This is a genomic window from Mesorhizobium sp. LjRoot246 (assembly GCF_964254115.1).
Taxonomy (GTDB): Bacteria; Pseudomonadota; Alphaproteobacteria; order Rhizobiales; family Rhizobiaceae; genus Mesorhizobium.
This window is the reverse complement of the sequence record NZ_CAXUSN020000001.1, coordinates 62,531-87,681: the sequence shown is the minus strand read 5'-3', so window position 1 is coordinate 87,681 and position 25,151 is coordinate 62,531. Positions and strand designations below refer to the sequence as shown.

The 25,151-nt window shown below is 62.7% G+C and carries 22 protein-coding genes, 1 tRNA gene and 1 other RNA gene; 10 read left to right on the top strand and 14 right to left on the bottom strand.

The genetic code is table 11. The features are described from left to right. Positions 1-118: 118 nt before the first annotated feature. Positions 119-194 (bottom strand) — tRNA-Thr (locus ACSQ3L_RS00410). Between the two features lie 333 nt (positions 195-527). On the opposite strand from ACSQ3L_RS00410, the gene ACSQ3L_RS00405 reads away from it, so the two are divergent. Next, positions 528-1,676 carry a hypothetical protein gene (locus ACSQ3L_RS00405; protein WP_436158132.1) on the top strand — a complete coding sequence of 383 codons (1,149 nt, stop codon included), beginning with the start codon at positions 528-530 and terminating at the stop codon, positions 1,674-1,676. A 50-nt stretch (positions 1,677-1,726) separates the two neighbouring features. Here the strand turns inward: ACSQ3L_RS00405 and ACSQ3L_RS00400 are convergent, their stop codons facing one another. Both ACSQ3L_RS00400 and ACSQ3L_RS00395 read right to left on the bottom strand, forming a co-directional pair. Next, positions 1,727-2,635, bottom strand: coding sequence for an isocitrate lyase/PEP mutase family protein (locus ACSQ3L_RS00400; protein ID WP_436158131.1), 909 nt, complete (start codon positions 2,633-2,635; stop codon positions 1,727-1,729). A 25-nt stretch (positions 2,636-2,660) separates the two neighbouring features. Further along, positions 2,661-4,262 (bottom strand): cisplatin damage response ATP-dependent DNA ligase, encoded by a 1,602-nt coding sequence (locus ACSQ3L_RS00395; protein WP_436158130.1) that lies wholly within the window; start codon positions 4,260-4,262, stop codon positions 2,661-2,663. Positions 4,263-4,547: 285 nt separating this feature from the next. On the opposite strand from ACSQ3L_RS00395, the gene ACSQ3L_RS00390 reads away from it, so the two are divergent. Then, positions 4,548-5,711, top strand: a complete 1,164-nt coding sequence (locus ACSQ3L_RS00390) for an IS4 family transposase (protein WP_436163350.1) — start codon at positions 4,548-4,550, stop codon at positions 5,709-5,711. A gap of 89 nt (positions 5,712-5,800) precedes the next feature. Here the strand turns inward: ACSQ3L_RS00390 and ACSQ3L_RS00385 are convergent, their stop codons facing one another. Further along, the gene (locus tag ACSQ3L_RS00385; protein ID WP_436158129.1) at positions 5,801-6,811 is read right to left on the bottom strand and encodes a ligase-associated DNA damage response exonuclease; all 1,011 of its coding nucleotides are present in this window, start codon (positions 6,809-6,811) and stop codon (positions 5,801-5,803) included. Positions 6,812-6,916: 105 nt separating this feature from the next. Between ACSQ3L_RS00385 and ACSQ3L_RS00380 the strand changes: the two genes are divergently transcribed. After that, positions 6,917-7,834 (top strand): class I SAM-dependent DNA methyltransferase, encoded by a 918-nt coding sequence (locus ACSQ3L_RS00380; RefSeq protein WP_436158128.1) that lies wholly within the window; start codon positions 6,917-6,919, stop codon positions 7,832-7,834. A gap of 379 nt (positions 7,835-8,213) precedes the next feature. Then, complete coding sequence (locus ACSQ3L_RS00375; RefSeq protein ID WP_436158127.1) at positions 8,214-8,576, top strand: hypothetical protein; 363 nt, start codon at positions 8,214-8,216, stop codon at positions 8,574-8,576. On the opposite strand, the gene ACSQ3L_RS00370 is transcribed toward ACSQ3L_RS00375, so the two are convergent. From ACSQ3L_RS00370 to ACSQ3L_RS00340, 7 genes are all read right to left on the bottom strand, one after another. Further along, positions 8,573-9,514, bottom strand: a complete 942-nt coding sequence (locus ACSQ3L_RS00370; protein ID WP_436158126.1) for a 2-hydroxyacid dehydrogenase — start codon at positions 9,512-9,514, stop codon at positions 8,573-8,575. The genes ACSQ3L_RS00375 and ACSQ3L_RS00370 overlap by 4 nt on opposite strands. Positions 9,515-9,541: 27 nt before the next feature. Further along, complete coding sequence (locus ACSQ3L_RS00365; protein WP_436158125.1) at positions 9,542-11,173, bottom strand: ABC transporter ATP-binding protein; 1,632 nt, start codon at positions 11,171-11,173, stop codon at positions 9,542-9,544. After that, the gene (locus tag ACSQ3L_RS00360; protein WP_436158124.1) at positions 11,170-12,315 is read right to left on the bottom strand and encodes an ABC transporter permease; all 1,146 of its coding nucleotides are present in this window, start codon (positions 12,313-12,315) and stop codon (positions 11,170-11,172) included. The genes ACSQ3L_RS00365 and ACSQ3L_RS00360 overlap by 4 nt, the downstream gene beginning before the upstream one ends. Next, positions 12,315-13,412, bottom strand: coding sequence for a microcin C ABC transporter permease YejB (locus tag ACSQ3L_RS00355; protein ID WP_436158123.1), 1,098 nt, complete (start codon positions 13,410-13,412; stop codon positions 12,315-12,317). Before ACSQ3L_RS00355 ends, ACSQ3L_RS00360 begins: the two co-directional genes overlap by 1 nt. Positions 13,413-13,895: 483 nt before the next feature. After that, positions 13,896-15,764 carry an extracellular solute-binding protein gene (locus tag ACSQ3L_RS00350; RefSeq protein WP_436158122.1) on the bottom strand — a complete coding sequence of 623 codons (1,869 nt, stop codon included), beginning with the start codon at positions 15,762-15,764 and terminating at the stop codon, positions 13,896-13,898. A 14-nt stretch (positions 15,765-15,778) separates the two neighbouring features. Beyond that, positions 15,779-17,656: an extracellular solute-binding protein gene (locus tag ACSQ3L_RS00345; protein WP_436158121.1), complete on the bottom strand. Its 1,878-nt coding sequence runs from the start codon at positions 17,654-17,656 to the stop codon at positions 15,779-15,781. Positions 17,657-17,813: 157 nt separating this feature from the next. After that, positions 17,814-18,488 (bottom strand): c-type cytochrome, encoded by a 675-nt coding sequence (locus ACSQ3L_RS00340; RefSeq protein ID WP_436158120.1) that lies wholly within the window; start codon positions 18,486-18,488, stop codon positions 17,814-17,816. Between the two features lie 194 nt (positions 18,489-18,682). On the opposite strand from ACSQ3L_RS00340, the gene ACSQ3L_RS00335 reads away from it, so the two are divergent. Both ACSQ3L_RS00335 and ACSQ3L_RS00330 read left to right on the top strand, forming a co-directional pair. Next, positions 18,683-19,411: a 3-deoxy-manno-octulosonate cytidylyltransferase gene (locus tag ACSQ3L_RS00335; protein WP_436158119.1), complete on the top strand. Its 729-nt coding sequence runs from the start codon at positions 18,683-18,685 to the stop codon at positions 19,409-19,411. A 38-nt stretch (positions 19,412-19,449) separates the two neighbouring features. Beyond that, the gene (locus ACSQ3L_RS00330) at positions 19,450-20,313 is read left to right on the top strand and encodes a prephenate dehydratase (RefSeq protein ID WP_436158118.1); all 864 of its coding nucleotides are present in this window, start codon (positions 19,450-19,452) and stop codon (positions 20,311-20,313) included. Here ACSQ3L_RS00330 and ACSQ3L_RS00325 read toward each other — a convergent pair. From ACSQ3L_RS00325 to ACSQ3L_RS00315, 3 genes are read right to left on the bottom strand one after another with little or no spacing between them, the layout of a single operon-like run. Further along, positions 20,310-20,615 carry a Dabb family protein gene (locus tag ACSQ3L_RS00325; protein ID WP_352604110.1) on the bottom strand — a complete coding sequence of 102 codons (306 nt, stop codon included), beginning with the start codon at positions 20,613-20,615 and terminating at the stop codon, positions 20,310-20,312. The genes ACSQ3L_RS00330 and ACSQ3L_RS00325 overlap by 4 nt on opposite strands. Positions 20,616-20,652: 37 nt before the next feature. Next, complete coding sequence (gene nudC, locus ACSQ3L_RS00320; protein ID WP_436158117.1) at positions 20,653-21,597, bottom strand: NAD(+) diphosphatase; 945 nt, start codon at positions 21,595-21,597, stop codon at positions 20,653-20,655. A gap of 40 nt (positions 21,598-21,637) precedes the next feature. Further along, the gene (locus ACSQ3L_RS00315; RefSeq protein WP_436158116.1) at positions 21,638-22,057 is read right to left on the bottom strand and encodes an HIT domain-containing protein; all 420 of its coding nucleotides are present in this window, start codon (positions 22,055-22,057) and stop codon (positions 21,638-21,640) included. A 171-nt stretch (positions 22,058-22,228) separates the two neighbouring features. Between ACSQ3L_RS00315 and ffs the strand changes: the two genes are divergently transcribed. From ffs to ACSQ3L_RS00295, 4 genes are all read left to right on the top strand, one after another. Continuing rightward, an RNA gene (gene ffs, locus ACSQ3L_RS00310) (signal recognition particle sRNA small type) lies at positions 22,229-22,325 on the top strand. 105 nt (positions 22,326-22,430) lie between these two features. After that, a complete protein-coding gene (locus ACSQ3L_RS00305) occupies positions 22,431-24,248 on the top strand; it encodes a DNA polymerase III subunit gamma/tau (RefSeq protein ID WP_436158115.1) in 1,818 nt (605 codons plus the stop codon). A gap of 31 nt (positions 24,249-24,279) precedes the next feature. Further along, positions 24,280-24,603, top strand: a complete 324-nt coding sequence (locus tag ACSQ3L_RS00300) for a YbaB/EbfC family nucleoid-associated protein (RefSeq protein ID WP_013527931.1) — start codon at positions 24,280-24,282, stop codon at positions 24,601-24,603. Positions 24,604-24,617: 14 nt separating this feature from the next. Continuing rightward, positions 24,618-25,025 (top strand): hypothetical protein, encoded by a 408-nt coding sequence (locus tag ACSQ3L_RS00295; protein WP_436158114.1) that lies wholly within the window; start codon positions 24,618-24,620, stop codon positions 25,023-25,025. Positions 25,026-25,151 lie beyond the last annotated feature (126 nt).

Genomic DNA, 25,151 nt, shown 5'->3' with positions numbered 1-25,151 from the left:
CACGAGTTTCCCACCAAACCCGAGTCGCGACAATGGCGGATGTGCTTCGCCGCGTCGCAATCCTTTGCGCCAGCGGCGGCGGTGCGGCAGGTGAAAAACGGGAGGAATGCAAGAGAGATGGTGCCGCTTGCGTGACTCGAACACGCGACCCCCGCATTACGAATGCGGTGCTCTACCAACTGAGCTAAAGCGGCCCGGAAGGCCAAGGCCTCCAAGATGGAGGGGGTGATAGACGCAACCGGCCGCGAATTCAAGATGCGACTTGGCAAATCATGCGGGCGTCCCGTGCCGGCATTGAAAGCCGGCCGCCACGTTCTTCGCCAATCGGCCATGACGTGACATCTCGGCGTGGCGCGCACGTTCCTGCGCGTGAAAATCGATGAAACATGCTGATTTCGTTGCCGGAACAGCGCCGGCATGGACTTTGGACACCTCTCCAAGGCAGAATGCGCCGCTCGCCCGTTGATTGATTGGTCGCCTGCGGCTAACGATCACGGCAAAGTTGATGAACGGACAGAGGGACCCGCTTGGACGCGATCGAAAAAGCGATCCGGAACGCCTTGGAGAAAGGCAACGCCGAGGACCGCGCGTTCCGCGAAAAGGTCTATCGCGCCGCTTTTGCCGCGCTTGATCGCGCGCTCCAGGCCAATCCCGGTGTGACCGTGGAAGTAGCCATCAAGCGCCGCAAGGCTATCCAGGCGAAAATCACCGAAATCGAATCCGAGTTCCTGCCGGCGGTGCCGGATGTCGACCCGCAAGGCGATGCACCAGCGGTCGAGCTTGGCGCGGACTCAGCACCCGCGGTCGAGACCGGCCAACAGGCACCGTCGCCCGATGTCGTCGTCGATAGGCCTGTGCAATCCGCCCGATCCGCCGACGACACGCCGCGCTCGCGGGTGCTGCCCGTCGTTCCCGACATCATGCCGGACGCCACGCTTCCCGACGCTCCGTCCATCGACATGTCGGCTCCGGCTTCGGCCGGCGGCGCGACGGAAGTGGCGCCTGATCGCGACGAACGGCGCATTCGAGGGCGTCGCCTGCCGCTGACCGCGATCTTCCTGACAGTGACGCTGCTTGCCGCTGTCGGCATCGGCCTGTTTTTCGCCGTGCAGACCGGCGTCTTCAAAACGTCGGCGCAGCTCGATACCGCCCCGCCGCAAGCGCCGCCGACCGTCGGCGACGACGATTTTACACCGGCCGATGGCGGCCCGGCAAAGCCCGGCGCCGAGGATCAGGCGCGCGACTGGATCAACGTGTTTTCGCCGACCGATGCGTCGCATGTCAGCGCACCGTCGGATGCCAAGGCCGAGGTGATGAAGGACGATACCGGTCCGTTCCTGCGCATCCGTTCCGGCGCGTCCGGTTCGGCAATCAGCTTCGATGTCGGGCAAGGCGTGCTGGAAAAGCTTGCCGGCAAACATGCCGTGTTCGACATCATCGCCCGCTCCGAGGAAGGCAAGGAGACGCAGATTTCCGTCGACTGCAATTTCGGCGAACTGGGCGACTGTGGCCGCAAGCGCTACGCGGTCGGCCAGCAGCAGAACGAATATCTGTTCGACGTGCAGTTCCCCGACAAGCGCCCGGGCTCGGCGGGCACGATCGCCATCAATTCCGACTTCGACAAGCAGGGCAAAGCCGCGGACATCTACGAAATCCGCGTCTCGGTCGAGCCGTAAGACTCGAAGTTGACGGGACATTGGTGATGGCCGGAGCGATCTATACGGACTTACATCACCGGTTTGGGGCTGCGTAGATCACCCCAGGCCGGAGCGGCTTCCAACGCGGCGAAGTTGCCCGTCGCAATTTCCTGACACATGTTCATCAGCGCTCCGCCGACTGCTCGGGCAAGCGAGCCACCAACGCTTATCCGCCGTACACCCGCCCGCGCAATCTGGTCAAAGGTCAGTCCGGATACACCTTGGCCGAGCACATGATTGACGGGCGCGCTGACTGAGCGGCAAAGCGTCTGGAGGGAAACCAGGTCTGGCACGCCGGGCGCATAGACGACCTCAGCGCCGAGTGACTCGAAGACCTTGAGACGGCGAATTGCCTCGTCGAGATCATATGCTCCCTTGCCGAGGCCATCGGCGCGGGCTGTGAGTACGATGTTGTGTTTTCGCGCAGCTTCGGCCGCAGCCGCGACACGTGCGGCCGCAGTGTCGAAATCGCGTATCGGAAAATCGGAATTCGGCTGCCTGTCCTCGATAGAAACCCCCGCCAGTCCAATCTCCGCCGCGAGCCGAACAGTCTCGGCAACACCTTCGGGGGTGGCTGCATACCCATCCTCCAAATCCGCAGTGACCGGCACTTCGGTCGAAGCCGCTATCTCGGCGGCGTATGCCAAGCTCTCATCGCGAGGGACCTCCATTGTCCCATCTTTCCTGCCCTTGGAGAATGCGTAGCCCGACGATGTCGTCGCGAGCGCTTTGAAGCCCATACCGACCATCATCCGGGCGCCTGCAACGTCCCAGGGATTGGGGATCAGGAAGCAGCCCGATCTATGAAGAGCACGAAAGCATTCAACCTTGTCGGATCGGGAAATCACGTGCGCTCCTGCCTGCGACAGGCAATCAGGCTGGAAGCAAATGGTCGCAAAAGCAAGCGACTTCCCGCCCGGACGAACATCAGGTTCCAATCCAGACAGCCTTCCTGCCGGGGATCTATCGGTCGAGCAGCGCCTGCAGCGTCTCGATGTGGTCGGCCTCGTTGGCCGGCTTGTCCCAGCGCAACCGCGAAATGCGGGGAAAGCGCATGGCGACGCCGGATTTATGCCGGGTCGAGCGGTTGAGCCCTTCGAAGGCGACTTCCAGCACCAGGCCATTGTCGCGGTCGGCGCGCACCGAGCGCACCGGGCCGAAGCGTTCGACCGTGTTGTCGCGGACATATTTGTCGATCTGCTTCAGCTCCTCGTCGGTGAAGCCGAAATAGGCCTTGCCGACCGGCACCAGTTCCTCTTCGCCTTCAGCACCGGACCAGACACCGAACGTGTAGTCGGAGTAGAAGCTGGAGCGCTTGCCATGACCGCGCTGCGCATACATCAGCACCGCGTCCACCGTATGCGGATCGCGCTTCCACTTGAACCATGGGCCTTTCGGCCTGCCGGCGACATAGGCTGAATCCCAGCGCTTCAGCATGACGCCTTCGATGACTGGATGCAGTGGCGCCCGCCGCAGTCCCTCCAGCGTCTGCCAGTCGGTGAATTCGACGAACGGTGACAGGTCGAAGCGGCTCGGGTCGAGCGTCTTCACGAAGCTTTCGAGGCGGTCGCGCCGCTCGCGAAACGGAAGCGCGCGCAAATCCTCGCCGCCGATCTGCAGCACATCGTAGCAGCGCATGAAGGCCGGGTACTGCTGCTGCATCTTCGGTGTCACCGTCTTGCGGTTTAGTCTTTGCTGCAGATCCGAGAAGGTGCCGGTCGCCTGCCGGGGATCGCCGACCAGCAGCTCGCCGTCCAGCGTCGCGGAAAAAAGCATGGCCTCGGTGAGGTCCGGAAAGGCGCCCGAAACATCGTCGCCGGTGCGCGAATAGAGCCGGCGGATGCCGCCTTCGGCCACCGCCTGGACACGGATGCCGTCCCATTTCCACTCGGCCGCATAATCCGCCGGATCGAGCTTTTCGAGATCGCCGTCGCCAACGGGGTTCGACAGCATCACCGGGCGAAAAAACGCCATCGCTGTGTTCCGGGGCTTTTCGGCCTTGCCTTCCAGCCACGCGAACAGCGCCGTGTAAGGCGGCGTCAGCCCGTGCCAAAGCTCCTCGATCTCGGTGACATCGACCTTGCCGAAATCCGCCAGCGCCTGTTTGGCCAGCCGCGCCGACACGCCGATGCGCAGCCCGCCGGTGACCAGCTTGATGATGGCAAAGCGCGCCGAGATGCCGGCGCTGTCGAGCAGCCCTGCCAGCACCTTCGGCCCGTCGGAGCGGCTTGCCGCCTGCAGTTTGGCAACGACCTCGCCAAGCGTCGGCTCGCGGTTCGGGATATTTCCAGGCGTTTGCGGCCAGACCAGCGACACCGTTTCGGCCAGATCGCCGACATAGTCGTAGGAATAGCCGAACAGCACCGGATCCATGCGCTCGGTGACCAGCGTGCGCAGCATCGCCGGCTTGACCGCGGCAATGTTGAGATCGCCGGTGATGGCGGCCAGCGCCAGCCCGCGGTCGGGATCCTCGACGCTGCGGAAATAGTCGGTCAGCAAGGTCAGCTTGCCGTTGCGCGACGGCGTCAGCACCAGGCGGTCGAGAAGTTCGGCGAAGCGGTTCATGACGGCGTGAGCCCGGCCAATCGGCGGACGTCGCGTTCTGTCGCGCCCCCCTCTGTCCTGCCGGACATCTCCCCCTCTAGGGGGGAGATTGGCGGCTTAGCTGACGGCTCATTTCCAGCAACGTCGGAGATTAGCGAAAGCCGGCACGGCATCCGATCTCCCCCCTTGAGGCAGGGCTGTCCGGGGAACTTATTGAGTGAATCGAAATGCCGCATGTGCATGCCCCGTAAAACGGGTTTTGTCCGTCTTCTCTCTGGTTGTCGAGACTCAGAAAAGGAACGGGGCATGCGCTTTGCACCTAGCATCTTCGGGCAGCTTCTTGAAGCCATCGATCGGCGTCGATTCCAAGCGATTGTGGATCGCCACGACGGGGATGCCTACGACAAATCGTTCAGGAGCTGGGATCATCTGGTGGCGCTGATCTATGCCCAGTTCTGCGGCAGCAGCGGCTTGCGTGGCCTGGAAGCCGGCTGGAACGCCAACAGCCAGCATCATTATCACCTGGGCAGCGGTCCCCTGACGCGTTCGACCTTGTCGGACGCCAACAGACGGCGTCCGGTGGCCGTCTTTGCCGAGGCGTTCGGCCTTGTGGCCGACCAACTCGACCGGCAGATGCGCCGCGAGAGCAAAGAAATGCTGCGGCTGATCGACTCGACCCCCATTCCGCTCGGCAAACTGTGCGATTGGGCCAAGTCGAATGGGCGCATCCGCGGCATGAAGATGCATGTCGTCTATGACCCGAAGGTCGACTGTCCGCGCGTGCTTGACATCACCGACGCCAACGTCAACGACGCCCAGATCGGCCGCCAGATCACGATCGAAGCTGCGGCGACCTACGTGTTCGACAAGGGCTACTGCCACTACGGCTGGTGGACGGCGATCGCCGAAGCCGGATCGATCTTCGTGACGCGGCCCAAGGCCAACATGGGGCTGGCGCTGGTGTGTGATCGCCCCATAGCCGAGCCGCAGGGCGATGGCTTCCTGGTTCTGGAAGACAGTGAGGTAAGCCTGGTCAGCAAGGGTGTTTGCAAGCTGCCGATGCGCCTGCGCCGCCTGCGCGTTCAGCGCCAAGAGGGCGACACCATTACGCTTTTGACCAACGATCTGGAGCGCTCGGCCGTCGAGATTGGCCGGCTCTACAAAGGTCGCTGGCAAATCGAGCTTCTGTTCCGCTGGATCAAGCAGCACCTCAAGATCCGCAAGTTCCTGGGCAACAACGACAATGCGATCCGCCTGCAACTCTTCGCAGCAATGATCGCATATGCGCTGCTGCGCATTGTCGCGCGCACTCGCCGTGTCCCTATTCCAATCTTGAGGTTCACAGAACTGGTCGCTCAATACTTGTTTGGGCGGCGTAAAATGCAATCCATCGACAAGCCGCCACCGGTCAATCCAAGCCGACCAAGAGACCGAGCCTCCCCCAATCAAATGGCCTTCATATATGAATGACTTTCCCCGGACAGCCCTGCCCTTGAGGGGGAGATGGCCGGCAGGCCAGAGGGGGGCGCCGTAGGGCGCGAAATCGGCCAAGGCTGCCATCAATCGCCCTCGTCCTCGTACCCCACCAGGTGCAGCGGCTTTGCCGCGATGCCTTCGAGTTCGCACCAGCGCACCAGCGCCTCCTCGCGGCCATGCGTCACCCAGATTTCCTCGGCTCCGGTCTCCTTGATGGTGGCGGTCAGCTCGTCCCAGTCGGCGTGGTCGGAGATGATCAACGGCAGTTCGACGCCGCCCTGCTTGGCGCGCTGGCGGATGCGCATCCAGCCCGACGCGAAGCACGAGATCGGATCGGGAAAGCGCCGCGCCCAGCGATCGGCGAAGGCCGATGGCGGGCCGACGACGATGGCGCCCGCGAAGTCTTGCCTGCCTCCGCTTTCGACGGTTGCAGGCTCCAACTGTCCGAGGTCTATGCCCTGGCTCTGATAGTACTCGCTCAGCGTCGCCAGCGCGCCATGGATGTAGAGCGGCTTGTCGTAACCGGCATCGCGCAACAGCCGCATCACCCGCTGCGCCTTGCCCAGCGCATAGGCGCCGACCAGATGCGAGCGCTCAGGAAATTGCGCCGCCGATTTCAACAGGCGGGCGATCTCTTCCGTGTCGGGCGGATGACGAAACACCGGCAGACCGAAGGTCGCTTCGGTGATGAACACATCGCACGGGATCGGCTCGAACGGCGCGCAGGTCGCATCCCTCTGCCGCTTGTAGTCGCCGGAAGCGACGATGCGCGTGCCCTGGTGCTCGACCGATATCTGCGCCGAGCCCAGCACATGGCCGGCTGGATGGAAGCTGACGCTGACGCCGTTGAGGACAATCGTCTCGCCGAACCGGGCCGCTTGCGTCGTGCCGGCAAAATCCTCGCCGTAGCGCAGGCCCATAATGTCGAGAGTCTGCCGCGTGGCCAGCACCGAGCGATGGCCGGAACGCGCATGGTCGGAATGGCCGTGCGTGATCAACGCCCGGTTCACCGGCCGCACCGGGTCGATGAAGAAATCGCCCGGCGGGCAATAGAGGCCTTCGGGCCGGGGATGAAGCAGGTCGCTGGCGCGCATGACCCCAAGATAGGATATAATTCCGTTGCGGGAAGCCTGTTGTAAGTGACTGCTGACTCCCGCATAAAGCACCGCCGGCTTGATCCGCCGACAGGACCCCTCGCCATGAAACCGCTTCAGGCCTCGTCCGGCGATTTGAACGCCGATCGCCGTGCCGATTATGCCGAGATGCTTCATGCGGATGGTGATCATGCGGCAGCCGCCGAATTGCTGCTCGGTGCACTGGAAATGACGCCGCAATGGGCGATGGGTTGGTTTCGCCTCGGCGAAATGCAGCAGGCGGCGGGCGCGCCGGATCTGGCAGCGCAGGCCTGGACGATGTCGCTGCAACTCGATCCGGCGGATCGTCAAGGTGCCGCACTCAACCTGCAATTGATCGGCAAGGTGCCGGCGGTCGACGCGCTCCCCAGCGCCTTCGTCGAGACACTGTTCGATCACTATGCCGAGAGCTTCGATGAATCCCTGGTCGGCAGGCTGGGATACCGGCTGCCTGAGACGCTTGATCGGGCCATTCGAGCGGCAAGGCCCGGCCGCTTCGCGCTGGCGCTCGATCTTGGCTGCGGCACCGGCCTGATGGGGCCGAGGCTGCGGCCGATCGTCGATCGGCTGGAGGGCTATGACATTTCGGCCAGGATGCTGAGAAAGGCGCGGGCCAAGGGCGTCTATGATTTCCTCGACAAGGCTGATCTGCGAGATTTTGTCCGTGCCGGTCCGAAAGCCGATCTGGTGACGGTGGCCGATGTTTTCATCTATGTCGGCGGGCTGGACGGCGTGGTGAAGACGATTGCCGGCTTGCTGGCCAGGGATGGCCTGTTCGCGTTTTCCGTCGAGACGCTGACTGGCGATGGCGATTTCGTGCTGCTGCCGTCGCGCCGCTACGCGCATGCGCAACACTATGTGCGCGACGTCCTGGCCGCCAACGGGCTTTCGGTCCTGTCACTGGAATCAACCGCGATCCGGCAGGATCGTGGGCAACCCGTCAACGGGTTGGTCGTTGTGGCCAGGGCTCCGAACTCAGGTTGACAAAAAGACCTGACGACAGCCAGTTCGGCGGTGTCGGCAGCTTTTGTGCTGGTAGCTTTTCCATAATAGGAATTTTTTCTTGACTCCATGCCGTCAGCTAAGGTACAAGTTTGCCTATGGTGCTGATTTGCGCCAGTGACCCGCCGCACAGGCGGGTTTTTCGTGTAGTGCTCCGTCAGCCGACGCGCCGGCGAAGGCTCCGAAGCAACCGTTAACCCGAGTTCGTAGCCCTGTCGTTGCGGCAGGCAAGCTGCCGGCGGCTTCAGGGGTCCGTCGCCGCCTCGCAAACATTCTTGCTGTGAAAAAGTCCGATTTGCATGCGCGACTGATATTTGCGATCAGGTCGCGTCAGGGCGGGATATCAGGAGGAGCATAGTCGATGCGCTGGAACATGATTGTCTTGGCATCTTGCCTGCTGACCGCGGGCTGCGTAGGCGGCACCTCGATGGCCGAGAGGCAGGACGCCGACATACAGTCTTCCCTGCAGTATGACACCGTGCCGTGCGATCAGTTGCTGGCGCAGCGCAACGGCTTGGCGCAGCAATACAATCTGTCGACGAAGGCCAAACCGACCTTCTCCAATCCGGCGATGGGCTTTGGCCCGTTCACGCCGGACATGCGCTCCAAGGCCAAGCGCGATGCCGACAAGGCGACCGGCGAGATCGATGCCATGAACCGGTCGATCGATCGCCGCCAGTGCGGCCAGCCGGACAAGCAGAAGAAGCTGGCGCTGCCTGGCTAATATCCCGCCTTGCGGTCCACCAGATTGTCGAGCTTTTCGCCGCGCTCGAAGGCGTCCATCTGGCGCAGCATGATCGGCGCCAGATGCACGGGATCGGAGGTCGCCGCCGCGTGCGGCGTCACGAATACTTTTGGATGACCCCACAGCGGACTGGTCTTCGGCAGCGGTTCGACCTCGAACACGTCGAGGCTCGCCTCCTTCAGCGTGCCGTCGTTAAGCGCCCGCACTATGTCGGCGTCCTTCTGCAGGCGGCCGCGTCCGGCATTGATCAGCACCGAGCCGCCGAGGCCGTTGCGCTTCCTCAATTCCTTCAGCACGCCATAGTTGATGATGCCCTTGGTCTCCGGCGTCAGCGGCAACAGCACGACCAGTATGTCGGTCGCCTTGAGGAAGGGGATAAGTCCAGCCTCGCCCGAATAGGTGGCGACACCTTCCATGGCCTTGTCGCTGCGCGACCAGCCGTTGACGGCAAAGCCGAGCGACAAAAGCACCGAGGCCGCGGCGCGGCCGAGGCTGCCGAGACCCATGATGCCGACCGAAATGTCACCCGCCGGCCTTTGCTGTGGCTCGTGCCAGATCTTCTTCAGCTGCTGCGACCGGTAGAGCAGGCCCTGGCGGTGATGGTCGAGCACCCGCCAGACGACATATTCGGTCATATACTGGGTCAGGTTGTCGGCGACGACCTTGACGATCGGCACATCGGGCAGGCCCGGATCGGCGAAGATATGGTCGACACCCGCGCCGATCGAGAAGATGGCACGCAGATTGGGCAACGAAGACAACAAATTGGGCTTCTGCTTCCACACCACCGCATAGGTGATCGAGGGGTCGCTGGGGCCGTCCGGTTCCAGCACCACCTCGCGTTCGGCCGACAGGAGCTCGCGCCAGCGCTGCGGATGAAAGCCGGTGACGGCAAGCAGGATGCGGCCTTTTTCCATTGCGGTCTGTTAGTCCCTTTAAGCAAATTACTCGCTGACGATGCCGACCGGCGCCGTCTCTATCTTGAAGGCGGCCGAAATCAGCGCCCGAGTATAGTCGGTTTGCGGATTTTCAAAAATCTGTTGGGAAGGGCCGGCTTCGACGATCCGGCCATTGCGCATGACGATGACGTCGTTGGCCAGCGCGCGGATGACTTTCAAATCATGGCTGATGAAGAGATAGGCGAGATCGTGCTTGGCCTGCAGGCTGCGCAGCAGGTCGACGACCTGCGCCTGCACGCTCATGTCGAGCGCCGATGTCGGCTCGTCCAGCATGACGAAGCGCGGGTTGAGCACCATGGCGCGAGCGATGGCGACGCGCTGGCGCTGGCCGCCGGAAAATTCGTGAGGATAGCGATTGCGTGTCGCCGGATCGAGCCCGACTTCCTTCAGCACGGCCGCTACCTTGTCGTCGCGCTCATCGGGCGACAGCTTCGGCTCGTGGATCTTCAGGCCTTCTTCGATGATCTCGGCGATCGACATGCGCGGGCTGAGCGAGCCGAACGGATCCTGAAAGACGATCTGCAATTCGCGCCGCAGGGGCCGCATGGCGTTAAAGGTGAGCTGGTTGATGTCGCGGCCGTTGAACTGGATCGCCCCGGTCGACGAGATCATCCGCGCCAGCGCCAGGCCGAGCGTCGTCTTGCCGGAGCCGGATTCGCCGACCACGCCCAGCGTCTGGCCGGCACGCACGGTGACGTCGATGCCGTCGACCGCCTTCACATTGTCGACGGTGCGGCGAAAGAAGCCCTGCTTGATCGGGAACCAGACTTTTATGTCCTTGCCCATCATCACAGGCTTGGCGGCGGCATTGGCAGCTGGCGGTTTGCCTTTTGGCTCGGCCGCCAGCAGATGACGCGTATAGGCATGCCGCGGATTGGCGAAGATCTCCTTGGTCGGGCCGGTCTCGACGATCTTGCCCTTGGTCATCACGCAGACCCGGTCGGCGATCTTGCGCACGATGCCGAGATCGTGGGTGATGAACAGCATCGACATGCCCTTGCGGCTCTTCAAGCCGGCCAGCAATTCGAGGATCTGTGCCTGCACGGTGACGTCGAGCGCCGTCGTCGGCTCGTCGGCGATCAAAAGTTCCGGTTCGTTGGCCAGCGCCATGGCGATCATCACGCGCTGTCGCTGGCCGCCGGACAGCTGGTGCGGATAGGCGTCGAGGCGCTTTTGCGGATCGCGGATGCCGACCTCGTTGAGCAGGGCCAGCGTGCGCTCCTTGGCCGGGCGATCGGCCATGCCCTGGTGCAGCTTCAGGATCTCGACGATCTGCTGCTCGATCGTGTGCAGCGGATTGAGCGAGGTCATCGGCTCCTGGAAGATCATGGTGATCTTGTTGCCGCGCACTTGCCGAAGCTGCTTCTCGCTCATGGCCAGCAGGTCGGCGCCCTGGAACAGGATCTTTCCCGAGGGGTGGCTGGCGCTGGGATAGGGCAGCAGCTTCAGCACCGACAGCGCCGAGACCGATTTGCCGGAGCCGGATTCGCCGACCAGCGCCACCGTCTCGCCCTTGGCGATGTCGAACGAGATGTGGTCGACGGCCAGCGACTGCTGTCCGCCTTGCGCAAAGGCGACGCTGAGATCCTGTACGCTGAGCAAGGGGGCTTCGCTCATCGGAACGTCTTGCGCGGATCGAAGGCATCGCGCGTTGCCTCGCCGACGAAGACGAGCAGCGACAGCATCAGCGAGATGACGATGAAGCCGGAAATGCCGAGCCACGGCGCGTTGAGGTTGCGCTGCGCCTGCTTCAGCAGTTCGCCCAGTGAAGCGGAGCCGGGCGGCAGGCCGAAGCCGAGATAGTCGAGCGAGGTCAGTGTCGAGATCGAGCCTGACAGCAGGAAGGGCATGAAGGTCAATGTCGCCACCATGGCGTTGGGCAACAAGTGCCGGAACATGATGGTGCGGTTGGGCACGCCGAGCGCGCGCGCCGCGTTGACATACTCGAAATTGCGGGCGCGCAGGAACTCGGCCCGCACCACGCCGACCAGCGCCACCCAGGAAAACAGCAGCATCAGGCCGAGCAGGATGAAGAAGCCCGGAGGCAGGATGGCGGCGACGATGAGCAGGAGATAGAGCACCGGGATTGCCGACCAGATTTCGATGAAGCGCTGGAACAGCAGATCCGTCCAGCCGCCGAAATAGCCTTGCACGGCGCCGGCCGCGACGCCGATCAAGGCCGAACCGGCGGTCAGGATCAGGCCGAACAGCACCGAGATGCGGAAGCCATAGATGACCCGCGCCAGCACGTCGCGGGCCTGATCGTCGGTGCCGAGCCAGTTCCAGTTGCCGATGTTGCAGGCAGGGTCGGCCGCCCCTTGCGGATACTGGACGCAGCGCGCCTTGGCGTCGTATTCCCATGACGGCTTGGCGGGCGCTGCTTCCGGAATAGCGTTGTTGACGGTCTGATAGGAGTAGCGGATCGGCGGCCAGATCATCCAGCCATTGGCGTTGATCTCGTCCTGGATGACCGGGTCGCGATAGTCGGTGACAGCATAGAAGCCGCCGAATTTTTCCTCGGGGTAGGCGACCAGCACCGGAAACAGGATCTCGCCCTTGTAGGAAGCAATGATCGGCTTGTCGTTGGCGATGAATTCGGCAAACAGCGACAGCACGAACAGGACGAGGAAGATCCACAGCGACCAGTAGCCGCGCCGGTTGGCTTTGAAGTTCTGCAGGCGGCGCTTGTTGAGTGGCGACAGCCAGGGCCGCGCGATCCGCTCCGGTGCTGCTTCAGCAGTGGCGCTGGCCCCCGACATCAGACGTCTCTCCGCTCGAAATCGATGCGCGGATCGACCCAGGTGTAGAGCAGATCGGACAGCAGACCGACGAACAGCCCCAGAAGCGAGAAGATGTAGAGATTGGCGAACACCACGGGATAGTCGCGCTCGACCACCGACCGGAAGCCGAGCAGGCCGAGGCCATCGAGCGAGAAGATGTTCTCGATCAGCAGCGAGCCGGTGAAGAAGGCCGAGATGAAGGCGCCCGGAAAGCCGGCGATGACGATCAGCATGGCGTTGCGGAAGACGTGTCCGTAGAGCACCTGCCGTTCCGACAGGCCCTTGGCCCGCGCCGTCACCACATACTGCTTGCGGATTTCTTCCAGGAACGAGTTCTTGGTCAGCAGCGTCGTGGTGGCGAAGGCCGACAGCACCAGCGCGGTCAACGGCAAGGTCATGTGCCAGAAATAATCGACGATCTTGCCCCACCAGGAAAGCTGATCCCAATTGTCCGAGGTGAGGCCGCGCAGCGGAAACCAGTCCCAGAACGATCCGCCGGCAAACAGCACCATCAGCATGATGCCGAACAGGAAGCCCGGGATGGCATAGCCGACAATGACGACGCCGCTGGTCCAGACGTCGAAGGGGCTGCCGTCCTTGACCGCCTTGCGGATGCCGAGCGGGATCGAGATCAGGTAGGACAGTAGCGTGATCCACAGCCCGATCGAGATCGACACCGGCATTTTTTCCAGGATCAGGTCGAGCACCGAAATGTCGCGGAAATAGCTGTCGCCGAAATCGAAGCGTGCATAGTTCCACAGCATCATGCCGAAGCGCTCGAGGGGTGGCTTGTCGAAGCCGAACTGCTTCTCCAGCTTTTTGATGAATTCCGGATCGAGGCCCTGCGCACCGCGATATTTCGAGCTGACATCGCCGGCGGCATCGAAGGTGGCGCTGCCGCCCGCGTCGCCACCGCCGCCGCCGAGGCGATCGCTGCCGCCCTGGTTGGTCAGCCTGGCGATGACCTGTTCGACCGGGCCGCCAGGGGCGAACTGGATGACGGCGAAGGATATCGCCATGATGCCGAACAGTGTCGGGATCATCAACAGGATGCGGCGCAGGATATAGGCGCCCATCAGTTTTTACCCTCCCCCTTGTGGGTAGGGCTATCGCATATGGATTCTTTCGAAGAGGACCCCCACCCTAGCTTGCTGGGGCGAGCCGCGGGTCTCGCCCGTCCTTCGGACCCCCACAAGGGGGAGGGAACGCTGCCGCGTGCCTTTAATTCTTCTTTGGCGCCGAAAAGACAGGCGACTAGCCTGGGTCGGCGCCAACGGAAGTCTCCCTTCCCCTTGTGGGGAGGGGTCAGGGGTGGGGGTCCGTGCCGCGCAGACATCTCAGGAATTCCATATGCGATAGCCCTGCCTTTGTGGGGGTCCGAAGGACGGGCGAGACGCGTGGCTCGCCCCGGCAAGTCGATCCGCGAAGCGGAGCGGGGCGGGGGTAATCTCAAGGCAATGCCGGCGCTAGCACCCCCACCCCGGTTCGCCATCCGCGCTGCGCGCGGAGTGCTCACCGACCCTCCCCACAAGGGGGAGGGTGAAGTGCTGCGCAACATCTCAGCCTTTGCCAATTTTTGCCGCCTTGCCCTTATCGAACCACCACAGCGTCTCGACCGGAAAGCCGAAATCGGGCTTCTGCTCGACAAAGCCGAACATGTCCCAATAGGCGACGCGGTGATTCGCCAGATAGTATGTTGGAATCCAGTCCAGCCGCGCGCGCAAGACCCGGTCGAGCGCTCTGAGCGCCGTGACGAGTTCAATTCGGCTTTTCGCCTTGCTGGCCGCCACGATCAGCGCGTCGATGGCCTTGCTTTCCGTGCCCGGATAGTTGCGCTGCCCCGGGATTTTAGCCATCCGGGAATCATAGAGCATCTGCAGGCTGTCGTCAGTCGGCGTCGCCCCGATCGACCAATGCAGCACGGTAAGATCGAAGTCGAAGTCGCTCTGCCGTTGTTCATATTGCGCCGAATCGACTTGCCGGATCGAGGCGTCGATCCCGATCGCCTTCATATTCTCGGACCACGGGGTGTAGATGCGAACGATACCGTCATCCTCCGTCAGCATTTCCACCCGCAGCCGCTCACCCTTGTCGTTGACGACGAAACTGCCGGCGCGCTTCCAGCCGGCTTGCGCAAGCAATCTCGAAGCCTCGCCCAGCAGCTTGCGGTCATGGCCCGAACCGTCGGAGACGGGCTGCGTTACCGCTTCACCAAAGACCTCTGGCGGCAACTCGGCGCGGAACGGCTCCAGCAGGGTCAATTCCTCAGCCGAGGGCAAGCCTTCGGCCTTGTAATCCGACCGTTCGAAGTTCGATTGAGAGCGCTCGTAAGAGCCGTAAAACAGCGCGCGCTTCATCCATTCGAAATCGAAGCACCGGGCGATTGCCCGCCGCACCCGCTCATCGCGGAACTGCGGACGACGCTGGTTTAGCGCGACGCCCTGCATGTCTGGCGTCTTCTCGCCGGGAAATTCCCGTTTGACGACCTTGCCGTCCTTCAGCGCCGGAAAGTCGTATCCGGTCGCCCACATCCGCGCGCTGAATTCCTCGCGAAAATGCGTGTCGCCTTTCTTGAAGGCCTCGAATGCCGCCTGCCGGTCAAGATAGAAGTCAATGCGGATGCGGTCGAAATTGTAGAAGCCGCGGTTCACCGGGAGATGGCGGCCCCAATAGTCGGCCACGCGGTCATATTCGACAGTCTGTCCGGCCGCCACGCGCCCAATCTTGTAGGGTCCCGAGCCAAGCGGCGGTGTCATGGTCGAGGCATCAAAATCGTTGGCCGTGTAAAAGGCCTTGGAGACGATCGGCATCCCCACGATCGCAAGGATGTTTTGCGCCGACTGCTCGCCATTGAAGGTGAGATCGACGGTGGCGGGATCGACCGCAACCGCGTCGGTCATGTACCGCAACGCCTGGGAAAGGTTCGGATGGCCCTTGTCCTTGTAAAGCTTCAGCGCGAAGACAACGTCTTCCGCGGTCAGCGGCGAGCCGTCATGGAAACGCGCTTGCGGCCGAAGGACGAAGCGGAAGCCGTTGCGGTCTGGCGACAGGGTAACGGTTTCGGCAAGCAGGCCATAGACCGCATCCGGCTCATCGAGCGCGCTTGCCATCAGCGAATCGAAACAGAGTTCGGTACGCGGCGGCGCGTCCCCTTTCAACACCAAGGAATTCAACGTGTTGAAGGTCAGGAAGCTCTGATTGAGGGCTGCGTTCGGCGGCGCGAAATTCATCTGGCCGCCCTTGGGCGCGTCCGGATTGACATAGTCGAAATGCGTGAAGTTCGGTCTGTATTTGAGGTCGCCGAAGGCCGACAGGCCATGCAGCTTGATGCCGGTCGCAATTTCGGCGAAGGCCTTGCCGGGCAACAGGGCGGCGGCGGCAGCAGCGCTGCCCAAGGCCAGGAAGTCGCGGCGGGCAAGGGCCGCCATCAATTGCCGCCCCATCAATTGCCGCCCTTGTATTTGGCCGCCAGCGCCTTCTCCTTGTCCGGGTCGATCCACCAGGAATCGATGTCGGCGCCGGCGTAAGCGGGCTGCTTGTCTGGAAAGCCGAACTTGTTCCAGTAGGCCAGCCAGACCGCGGACCGGTAATATTGCGGCACGACGTAGAAGTTCCACAGCAGGATGCGATCGAGCGCATGAGTGGCGGCAACAAGGTCGTCGCGATCGGTGGCAAAGATAATGCGATCGACCAGCGCGTCGATGATCGGATCCTTGATGCCCATCAGATTGCGCGAACCGGGCGCATCAGCCGCCTTCGAGCTCCAGAAATCGCGTTGCTCGTTGCCCGGCGAATCCGACTGCTGCAGGATGCCGGTGACGACATCGAAATCGAAATTGTTGACGCGGTTGATGTACTGCGTCTGGTCGATGATGCGCAAAGTTGCATCGACACCGATCTTACGGAGGTTGGCGATGTAGGGGCTGGCGATCACCTGATCGGTGTCGTTCCAACCGAGGATCTCGAATTTGAACGGCGCGCCGGTCTTGGCATTGACCATCTTGCCGCCCTTGATCACCCAGCCGGCCTTGGCGAAGAGATCGACCGCCTGTTTCAGGTACTTCCGTTCCGCCTGCGGTGAATCGTAGACCGGCAGCTTGAATTCCTGGGTGAAAAGTTCGGGCGGCAGCTTGTCGCGGTATTGTTCCAAGATCTCCAGTTCCTTGCCTTGCGGCAATCCGCTCGACGCCAGTTCGGTGCCCTGGAAATAGCTCGATGTGCGGGTGTTGAAGCCGAAGAACAGCGTGCGGTTCATGCTCTCGAAATCGAACGGGATGGTCAGCGCTTCACGCACCAGCCGATCCTGGAACAACGGCCGTCGCTGGTTGAGGGCGAAGCCCTGCATCGGTTCCGGCGCCTGGGTCTGAAAATCCTTCTTGATGACGTCGCCGGCCTGGAATGCCGGGAAATTATAAGCCGTCGCCCATTTGCGCGAACTGAATTCGCGGTTGATGTCTTCCAGCCCGCCCTTGGTGAAGGCGAGCCAGGCGGCATTGTCGTCGAGGATATAGGTGTAGCGTCGCGTGTCGAAATTCTCGCGGCCGATCTTCACCGGCAGCTTGGCCGCCCAGTAGTCCGGCACGCGCTGCCAGATGATCTCCGAGCCCGGCTTAAAGCTGGCGATCTTGTAGGCGGCCGAACCGAGAGGAATTTCCAGCGTCGGCTTTGTGACGTCACGCTTCTTGCCGTTGGCATCGGTGCCTTCCCACCAATGCTTCGGCAGCACGGCAAGATCGCCGATGATCTTGGGCAGTTCGCGGTTGCCCTTCTGGTTGAAATGGAACTCCACCTCGCGGTCTGAAATCTTCACCGCATCGGTGACGTTGTCGAAATAGCGACTGTATTGCGGGCTGTTGGCTTTGAGCACCTGGAACGACCAGATCACGTCATCGACGGTGATCGGCTGGCCGTCATGCCATTTGGCGCGCGGGTCGAGCCGGTAGGTGGCGGAGGAATAGTCGGCCGGATATTTGTAGGCATCGGCGATCAGCGGATGGCTGGTGCTGCCTTCGTCGGTCGCCTGCTCCATCAGCGTGTCGTAGAGCAGGCCACCGCCGAACCCGACGAGGCCGGCGGCTGGTGATCCCTGGACGATGTACGGATTGAAACTGTCGAATGTACCGGGCACCACCGAATTCAGCGTGCCGCCCTTGGGCGCGTTCGGGTTGACATAGTCGTAGTGCTGAAAATTGTCGCCGTATTTGGACTCGCCGATCAGCGATGAGGTGGTGCGCCATTCGTCGGCGCGGGCAGCCTGCAATCCTGCCGCCAGAAGGACTGCCGCCAGCATCGACTTGAGAAGCGTCCAGCCAACCGTCATGCACTATCCTCTTCGCAATGCCCGTTCATAGGCAATCTAGATGATTTGGCGCTCGTGAAAACCGGCATGCGCGGCTTTGTCGCCGCCTGTGCGGTTTTCCCAACAAAAAAGCCGGGCTGAACCCGGCTTTTTCAAGATCGTTGAGGTGACAATTTGTTTATTTGGCCGGTGCGGCCGGAGTTGGGGCGGCGGGAGCGGCTGGCTTGGCGGCGCCTTCAGCAGGCTTGGCCGGAGCGGCTGCATCGGCCGGCTTGGCGGGCGCGGTCGCGTCGGCGGCCGCACCCGGCGCCGGCAATGGCTTGGGATTGTCCGACAGCGTGCGCAGATAGGCGATGACGTTGGCGCGGTCTTCGTCCTTGGGCAGGCCGGCGAAGCCCATGGCGGTGCCTTTTACGAATTTCTTCGGCGAGGTGATGAAGTGGTTGATGTTGTCGTAGGTCCACTTCTCGGCGCCGCCCTTGGAGAATTCCTTCATGCCGGCCGAATAGGCAAAGCCTTCATGCTCGGCCACGGGGCGGTCGATGAGGTCCCACAGATCGGGGCCGACCTTGTTGGGGCCGCCCTTTTCGCCGGAATGGCAGGCCTGGCACTTCTTGAAGACCGCCGCACCCTGCTCGACATTGGCGGTCGCCAGCAGATCGGCGATCGGCTTGGCTTCGGCGGCAGGCGCGGCCGGGCCGCCTTCGGCTGGCTCGGCGGCCTCGATGGCGAAACCGGGCTTTTCCGGCGCCGGCGAGGCAAACAGCGCATCGGACACAATGCCGACCGAGAAGACGACGAAAACGGTTCCGAGCAATGCGGCGAGCAACTTGTTGACTTCGGTGGAATCCATACGCCCCTTGCTCCCTTTTCCGGCGGACAGAACCGTCCACTCCGTCCGTCGGTATCGTGGCCAGCCCTGCCAGGGCGGTCAAATCGGGCGGAAACTAGGTCTTTTGCTGCGGCGTTGCAACACCTATAAGGGCGCTTCCAGTGAGACCTTTTGCCACTTTCCCTGTCCTCTTTTTGAGACGCCTTGCACCCGAGATGTCCACGCTGATCCTGATCCCGGCCCGCATGGCTTCGACCCGCCTGCCGGGCAAGCCGCTGGCCGACATCGCCGGCGCCCCGATGATCGTTCATGTCGCCCGCCGCGCCGCCGAGGCGGGCCTCGGCCGGGTGGTCGTGGCGACCGACACGCAAAGCGTGGCGGAAGCGGTGCGCGCGCATGGTTTCGAGGCCGTGATGACGCGCACGGATCACGAATCCGGCTCCGACCGCATCCACGAGGCGCTGGTCGCGCTCGATCCCGAGCGCAAGGTCGAAACCATCGTCAATGTGCAGGGCGACCTGCCGACCATCGACCCCGGGATCATCGCCGCGTCGCTCAGGCCGTTCGAGGACGGCGCGGTGGACATCGCCACGCTCGGTGTCGAGATCGTCCGCGACGAGGAAAAGACCAATCCCAACGTCGTCAAGATCGTCGGTTCGCCACTCTCCGGCACCAGGCTGAGGGCGCTCTATTTCACCCGTGCCACGGCACCCTGGGGCGAGGGGCCGCTCTATCATCATGTCGGCCTCTATGCTTACCGCCGCGCCGCGTTGGAGCGCTTCGTCGCGCTGAAGCCGTCGCCACTGGAACGCCGCGAGCGACTGGAACAACTGCGGGCGCTGGAAGCCGGCATGCGCATCGACGCGGAGATCGTCCAGTCGCTGCCGCTCGGCGTCGACACGCCGGAAGATCTGGAACGCGCCAGAACCATCCTTTCAAACTAAGATTCCTTCGAACAGAGCCTCTAGAATCGAGAACTGGCATGCCTGAAAAGACCAACAGAATATCCTTCCAGGGCGAGCCGGGCGCCAATTCCGACACCGCCTCGCGCAACGTCTACCCTTCGATGGAGCCGTTGCCGTGCCCGACCTTCGAGGACGCGTTCAACGCGGTCGAGACCGGCAAGGCCGACCTCGCCATGATCCCGATCGAGAACACGATTGCCGGTCGCGTCGCCGATATCCATCATCTGTTGCCGGAATCGAAGCTGCACATTATCGGCGAATATTTCCTGCCGATCCATTTCCAGCTGATGGTGCTGCCCGGCGTCAAACGCGACGAAATCAAGACCGTGCACAGCCATATCCACGCGCTTGGCCAATGTCGCAAATACATCCGCAAGAATGGCTGGAAGGCGATCGTCGCCGGCGACACGGCCGGTGCCGCCAAGATGGTCTCCGAGGTCAAGGACCGCACCATGGCGGCGCTGTCGCCGGCGCTGGCGGCGGCGCTCTATGGGCTGGATATCATCGAGCAAAATGTCGAGGACACCGACTCCAACGTCACCCGCTTTGTCGTCCTGACCAAGAACAAGCAATGGGCCGAACGCCCGTCGCCTGACGTCAAGATGATGACGACCTTCATCTTCCGCGTCCGCAACGTGCCGGCCGCGCTCTACAAGGCGATGGGCGGGTTCGCCACCAACGGCATCAACATGACCAAGCTGGAGAGCTACCAGTTAGGGGCTTTCACCGCGACGCTGTTTTATGCCGACATCGAGGGCCATCCCGACGATCCGCTGGTCAAGCTGGCGCTGGACGAGCTCCGCTTCTTCTCGCGCGAAGTGCGGATCCTCGGCGTCTATCCGGCGAGCGAGTCGCGTGAGCAGTGGAAGGTGGCGGACTAAATCACCGCGCCCAGCGGCACATAGTCGATCTCCATGAAGGTCTCGACCTCCGGCACCCAGCGGTCGCGCACGAAGGCGACATGGTCGGGATGGTCGTTGTATCTCGTGTAAGCCGCCTGGTCGGCGAACTCCATCGAGAAGCCGAAGTGATAATCGTTCTTGGGGCTGATCTGCCGCAATTGCTCGAAATGCGTGACGCCCCTGATCGCGGTGAGGATTTTCTTGGCGTCAACCAGGAACCTCCTTTCCTCCAGCGAGTGCGGCGGATGCTTCAGCGTGAAGACGACGGTGTGACGGATCATGTGCTGCTCCTGCAATGTCTTTGAATAATCGCGGCCATCATTCCGAGTCGACCCAGGCGCGGATGAGGTGATGCGCGATGGCGCCTTTCGGCGGCGTGACCAGATTGTCCTTGTGCGTCCTTTCCAGCATCAGGCGCACCTCGTCGCGAAAGAACCAGCGGCAGTCTTCCAGCTCGTTGAAGTCGGCCTGGATATCGTCGTTGAGCGGCTCGCCAAAACAGCCGATCATCAGCGAATAGGGAAACGGCCAGGGCTGGCTGGCATGGTAGACGACGCGGCCAAGCCTGATGCCGGCCTCCTCCAGCGTCTCGCGGCGCACCGCCGCTTCGATCGTCTCGCCCGGCTCGATGAATCCGGCAAGGGCCGAGTACATGCCCGGCGCGAAATGCCGGCCACGCCCGAGCAGGCACTTCTCCCGCGTCGCCGTCAGCATGATCGCCACCGGATCGGTGCGCGGAAAATGCTCGGTGCCGCAATTCGGGCAATGACGCTTGTAGCCGCCGGCCCGCATCTGCGATTCGGTACCGCATTTGCTGCAGAAACGATGGCTGGCATGCCAGGCAAGCAGGGCCGCCCCTTGCGCCATCGCGCCGGCCGCCCCTTCGTCGATCAGTCCTTGCATGTAGACCGAGCGATAGTCGATGGCCTTGATGATTTCCGGAAGCTGTTCCGGATCGACGCCGGCGGGCACGGCAAGCACCGGCCCTTGCTCGGAAAAACCGAGCAAGATGCCTTGCGCCAGGGAAACCTTGAAGGGCTCGCTCTCGATCGCACCGAACCAAGGGTCGAGAGCGCCGCCATCCCCGAGCTTCAGATAGAGCCTGCCGCCATGCATCAGCAGCAGCCGCGTCGCTGGGTCGGCGAGCGCCTTGTCCACTGAATCGTCGGCGCGGTTCTCGGATTGTCGGTCGATCGTGTTGCCGGCAAAACCGACGAACTGGCTCGGCTCGCGCAAGGGCGCGTCAAACAGGCGGAAGCTCATGGGGACTCTGGGTACGTTGCGGGATGGACACGGGGAACGCTTATAACGCCGCCTTGATCGTTTCGGCAAACCGCCGCAGGTCGGAACGTTGATAGGGCTCACGCAGGCCGTATCCCCACACCGGGCCTGGCCAGCCGGGATCGCCTTCCGAACGCGCAACGATATGGATGTGCAGCTGGCGCACGATGTTGCCGAGCGCGCCGGTGTTGATCTTGGTGCAGCCTGTCGCCTTCTTCAGCGCCTGTGCCACCATATTGGTCTCGAAGGTCAGCATCGCCTGGTCGAGCGGCGTCATATCGTGGATTTCCTCCGCTCCCGGCCGCTGCGGCACCAGGAGCAGCCATGGCCAGCGACGGTCGTTCATCACGCGTAGTTCGCACAGCCCAAGCCACATCACCTGCTCGCTGTCCGCCTCGAGGCGAGCATCCAGCGTGAATCCGGCCTTCAGGCCCGGCATCATCGGCGTTTCCCTCGCTTTTCTTGGTTTCTTCAAACGCAGAACGCTAGAGCGGCGGCAAGAGGGCTGCAAGCGAATCATTGCGCTCCTCACGGTTTGGTGCGCCAATTCCATATTTTTGCGATTTCGTCGGCGCACTTGCATTTCGTCGCGCAATTGCCGATATGGAAAGTGGGAGGTTGGTGGTGGACGATCCACTCGCCAACCGGGTCAGGTCCGGAAGGAAGCAGCCCCAACGAGCCCGGAACGGGTCATTGTTCCAGCCTCCCACCTCATCGGCCCCTCTCGCGACATTGACGACGCATTGCAGCGCGGGCGAGACTATGCGCAGGAATCGGCCGCCTTCGGGCGCGGTCATTTGGAGCTTTACGGGCGAATGAGCGAAGCCGGAAATTCGGGACCAAAAAGCCTGGAGATAGGCAAGGCCGCCGCCTATCGCGTGCTGGCGCGCAAGTACCGTCCCTCGAACTTCTCCGAGCTGGTCGGCCAGCAGCCGATGGTGCGCACCCTTACCAATGCCTTTGCCACCGGCCGCATCGCCCAGGCCTGGATGCTGACTGGAGTGCGCGGCGTCGGCAAGACCACGACAGCGCGCATACTCGCGCGCGCCCTGAACTATAAAACTCCGACCATTGACCAGCCTTCGGTCGACCTTGCGGTGCTCGGCGAGCATTGCCAGGCGATCATGGAAGGCCGCCATGTCGACGTCATCGAGATGGATGCCGCCTCGCACACCGGCATCGACGACATCAGGGACATCATCGAGCGCGTGCGCTATGCGCCGGTCTCGGCCCGCTACAAGGTCTACATCATCGACGAAGTGCACATGCTGTCGACGCAGGCCTTCAACGGTCTGCTGAAGACGCTGGAAGAGCCGCCGCCGCACGTCAAATTCATCTTCGCCACCACCGAAATCCGCAAGGTTCCAATCACCGTCCTGTCGCGCTGCCAGCGTTTCGATCTGAGGCGCATCGACGCCGGCGCGCTCGTCGCGCATCTGTCGTCGATATCGGCAAAGGAAGGCATTTCGGTCGACGACGACGCGCTGGCGATGATCGCGCGCGCGGCCGAAGGCTCGGCCCGTGATTCACTCTCCATCCTCGATCAGGCGATTGCCCATGGCGCCGGCTCGGTCAGCGCCGATGCCGTTCGGGCTATGCTGGGGCTTGCCGACCGCGCCCGCATCGTCGACCTGTTCGAACATGTCATGAAGGGCGATGTGGCGGCCGCCCTTGGCGAGTTCCGCGCGCAATACGACACCGGCGCCGATCCGGCCGCCGTGCTGACCGATCTTGCCGAATTCAACCATCTCGTCACCCGACTGCGTTTCGTGCCGACGGCCATCGAGGATGCCTCGCTGTCCGAGGACGAACGGCAGCGCGGCGCGGATTTCGCCAGGACGCTGTCGGTCAGGGTGCTGTCGCGGACGTGGCAGATGCTGCTCAAGGGCATTCCCGAGGTGCAGTCCTCCAACCGGCCGGTGAGTGCCGCCGAAATGGTGCTGATCCGGCTGGCGCACGCCGCCGACCTGCCGACGCTGGACGAGGCGTTGAGATCGCTCGAGGGCACAGCGCCGGTGCAAAATGGCGCGCCGCGCCCGAATGGTGCGCCTGCAAGTTCCAGCAATGGCGGTGGCGCCAGCGCGGTGGCGCAGACGCGCATGCCTTCCGGGCCGGGCGGCGCACAGACCATGCGGCTGGTCGAGGCCACGCCTGCCCCCGTTGCCTTCGTCGCGCCGCCGGAACCGGTCGTGGAGGCGCAATCGGTGCCGCTGAAATCGCTGGCCGACATCATTGCCCTGGCCGACGCGCAGCGTGACATCGCCTTCAAGGTTCAAATCAAGAGCTGCATCCGTCTGGTGCGTATCGAGCCCGGCCGTATCGACGTCGGCCTGACCAGCGATGCGCCCAAGATGCTGCTCAACGACCTGACGACGAAGTTGCGTGCCTGGACCGGCCGCAGCTGGCTGGTCTCGCTGTCGAAGGAAGAGGGTGGCCAGACGCTCGCCGAAATGGAATCGGCCAAGCGCGAGACCGCTTTCCTCGATGCCAAGAGCGACCCGACCGTGGCCGCCATCCTGGCCCGCTTTCCCGGCGCCAAGATCATCGACGTGCGCATTCCAGACGCGCCGGAAGCCGAAACGCCCGAGGCCGAAGTGCCTGTCGAGCCGCCGGCGGACGACGACGAAACCTGACCATAGCCACGAATCCGCAAAGGACCAGACCATGAAAGATCTTCTCGGCTTGATGGGCAAGGCGAAAGAAATGCAGGCCAAGTTCCAGGCCATGCAGGACGAGATCGCCACGCTGGAAGCGTCCGGCCAGGCCGGCGGCGGCCTGGTCAATGTGACGCTGACCGGAAAATTCGAGATGAAGTCGCTGAAGATCGATCCGTCCTTGTTCAAGGAGGACGATGTCGAGATCCTGGAAGACCTCGTGCTGGCCGCCCACAACGACGCCAAGACAAAGGTCGAGCAGATCATGCAGGAAAAGACCAAGGCATTGACCGCCGGCCTGCCAATCCCGCCGGGAATGAAACTGCCCTTCTAGCCTTCGGTGCGGCCATGACCGAAGAGCCCTCCGAAAGATTGATCGAGCAACGCATCCGCAACAGGATCTACGAGATCCTGGAAATCCTGGCCGATTGCGACGACGGCGTCGATCTGGTCGGCATCAAGGGGTACTTCAATCTGTTCGAGGATTTCGTCCATCGGCCGTCGATCGAAGCCGGCACATCGGCGCTTTCGAAGGACGAGCGCGCGATCGTGCTGGAGATCGCTGAATTCCTGGAGGCGGCCTGCGAGACAAATCCGGACTTCACCAAGGCCGAGTTCATCGACAGCGACTGGCCGGGAAAGATCGCGCCGACGGCCAGGGACGCGCGGACGCTGTTTCTTCGGCGCGGCCTGTTTTCGGAGAAAGTCGAAGAGGCTGAACCTAGCCAGCCGGCCGCGATTGCAGCTGGGCGCTAGCCCGCATAAAGCCATGCAACCGTGCCAATTTGGCAACAGTGCCTCATTAATAACGTTTTGGCCATCTTTTTGCCGGAAAGTGTCTCATTCTTGCCGCAGCCTGGGGGCGGGCATGGAAGTGAGAGG

What these genes read in the sequence shown, in the direction of transcription:
- ACSQ3L_RS00395 (WP_436158130.1), bottom strand. Translation starts at nt 4,262, where the DNA reads ATGAACCGCTTCGCCGAACTTCTCGACCGCCTGGTGCTGACGCCGTCG.
- ACSQ3L_RS00390 (WP_436163350.1), top strand. Translation starts at nt 4,548, where the DNA reads ATGCGCTTTGCACCTAGCATCTTCGGGCAGCTTCTTGAAGCCATCGAT.
- ACSQ3L_RS00385 (WP_436158129.1), bottom strand. Translation starts at nt 6,811, where the DNA reads ATGCGCGCCAGCGACCTGCTTCATCCCCGGCCCGAAGGCCTCTATTGC.
- ACSQ3L_RS00380 (WP_436158128.1), top strand. Translation starts at nt 6,917, where the DNA reads ATGAAACCGCTTCAGGCCTCGTCCGGCGATTTGAACGCCGATCGCCGT.
- ACSQ3L_RS00375 (WP_436158127.1), top strand. Translation starts at nt 8,214, where the DNA reads ATGCGCTGGAACATGATTGTCTTGGCATCTTGCCTGCTGACCGCGGGC.
- ACSQ3L_RS00370 (WP_436158126.1), bottom strand. Translation starts at nt 9,514, where the DNA reads ATGGAAAAAGGCCGCATCCTGCTTGCCGTCACCGGCTTTCATCCGCAG.
- ACSQ3L_RS00365 (WP_436158125.1), bottom strand. Translation starts at nt 11,173, where the DNA reads ATGAGCGAAGCCCCCTTGCTCAGCGTACAGGATCTCAGCGTCGCCTTT.
- ACSQ3L_RS00360 (WP_436158124.1), bottom strand. Translation starts at nt 12,315, where the DNA reads ATGTCGGGGGCCAGCGCCACTGCTGAAGCAGCACCGGAGCGGATCGCG.
- ACSQ3L_RS00355 (WP_436158123.1), bottom strand. Translation starts at nt 13,412, where the DNA reads ATGGGCGCCTATATCCTGCGCCGCATCCTGTTGATGATCCCGACACTG.
- ACSQ3L_RS00350 (WP_436158122.1), bottom strand. Translation starts at nt 15,764, where the DNA reads ATGGCGGCCCTTGCCCGCCGCGACTTCCTGGCCTTGGGCAGCGCTGCT.
- ACSQ3L_RS00345 (WP_436158121.1), bottom strand. Translation starts at nt 17,656, where the DNA reads ATGACGGTTGGCTGGACGCTTCTCAAGTCGATGCTGGCGGCAGTCCTT.
- ACSQ3L_RS00340 (WP_436158120.1), bottom strand. Translation starts at nt 18,488, where the DNA reads ATGGATTCCACCGAAGTCAACAAGTTGCTCGCCGCATTGCTCGGAACC.
- ACSQ3L_RS00335 (WP_436158119.1), top strand. Translation starts at nt 18,683, where the DNA reads ATGTCCACGCTGATCCTGATCCCGGCCCGCATGGCTTCGACCCGCCTG.
- ACSQ3L_RS00330 (WP_436158118.1), top strand. Translation starts at nt 19,450, where the DNA reads ATGCCTGAAAAGACCAACAGAATATCCTTCCAGGGCGAGCCGGGCGCC.
- ACSQ3L_RS00325 (WP_352604110.1), bottom strand. Translation starts at nt 20,615, where the DNA reads ATGATCCGTCACACCGTCGTCTTCACGCTGAAGCATCCGCCGCACTCG.
- nudC (WP_436158117.1), bottom strand. Translation starts at nt 21,597, where the DNA reads ATGAGCTTCCGCCTGTTTGACGCGCCCTTGCGCGAGCCGAGCCAGTTC.
- ACSQ3L_RS00315 (WP_436158116.1), bottom strand. Translation starts at nt 22,057, where the DNA reads ATGATGCCGGGCCTGAAGGCCGGATTCACGCTGGATGCTCGCCTCGAG.
- ACSQ3L_RS00305 (WP_436158115.1), top strand. Translation starts at nt 22,431, where the DNA reads ATGAGCGAAGCCGGAAATTCGGGACCAAAAAGCCTGGAGATAGGCAAG.
- ACSQ3L_RS00300 (WP_013527931.1), top strand. Translation starts at nt 24,280, where the DNA reads ATGAAAGATCTTCTCGGCTTGATGGGCAAGGCGAAAGAAATGCAGGCC.
- ACSQ3L_RS00295 (WP_436158114.1), top strand. Translation starts at nt 24,618, where the DNA reads ATGACCGAAGAGCCCTCCGAAAGATTGATCGAGCAACGCATCCGCAAC.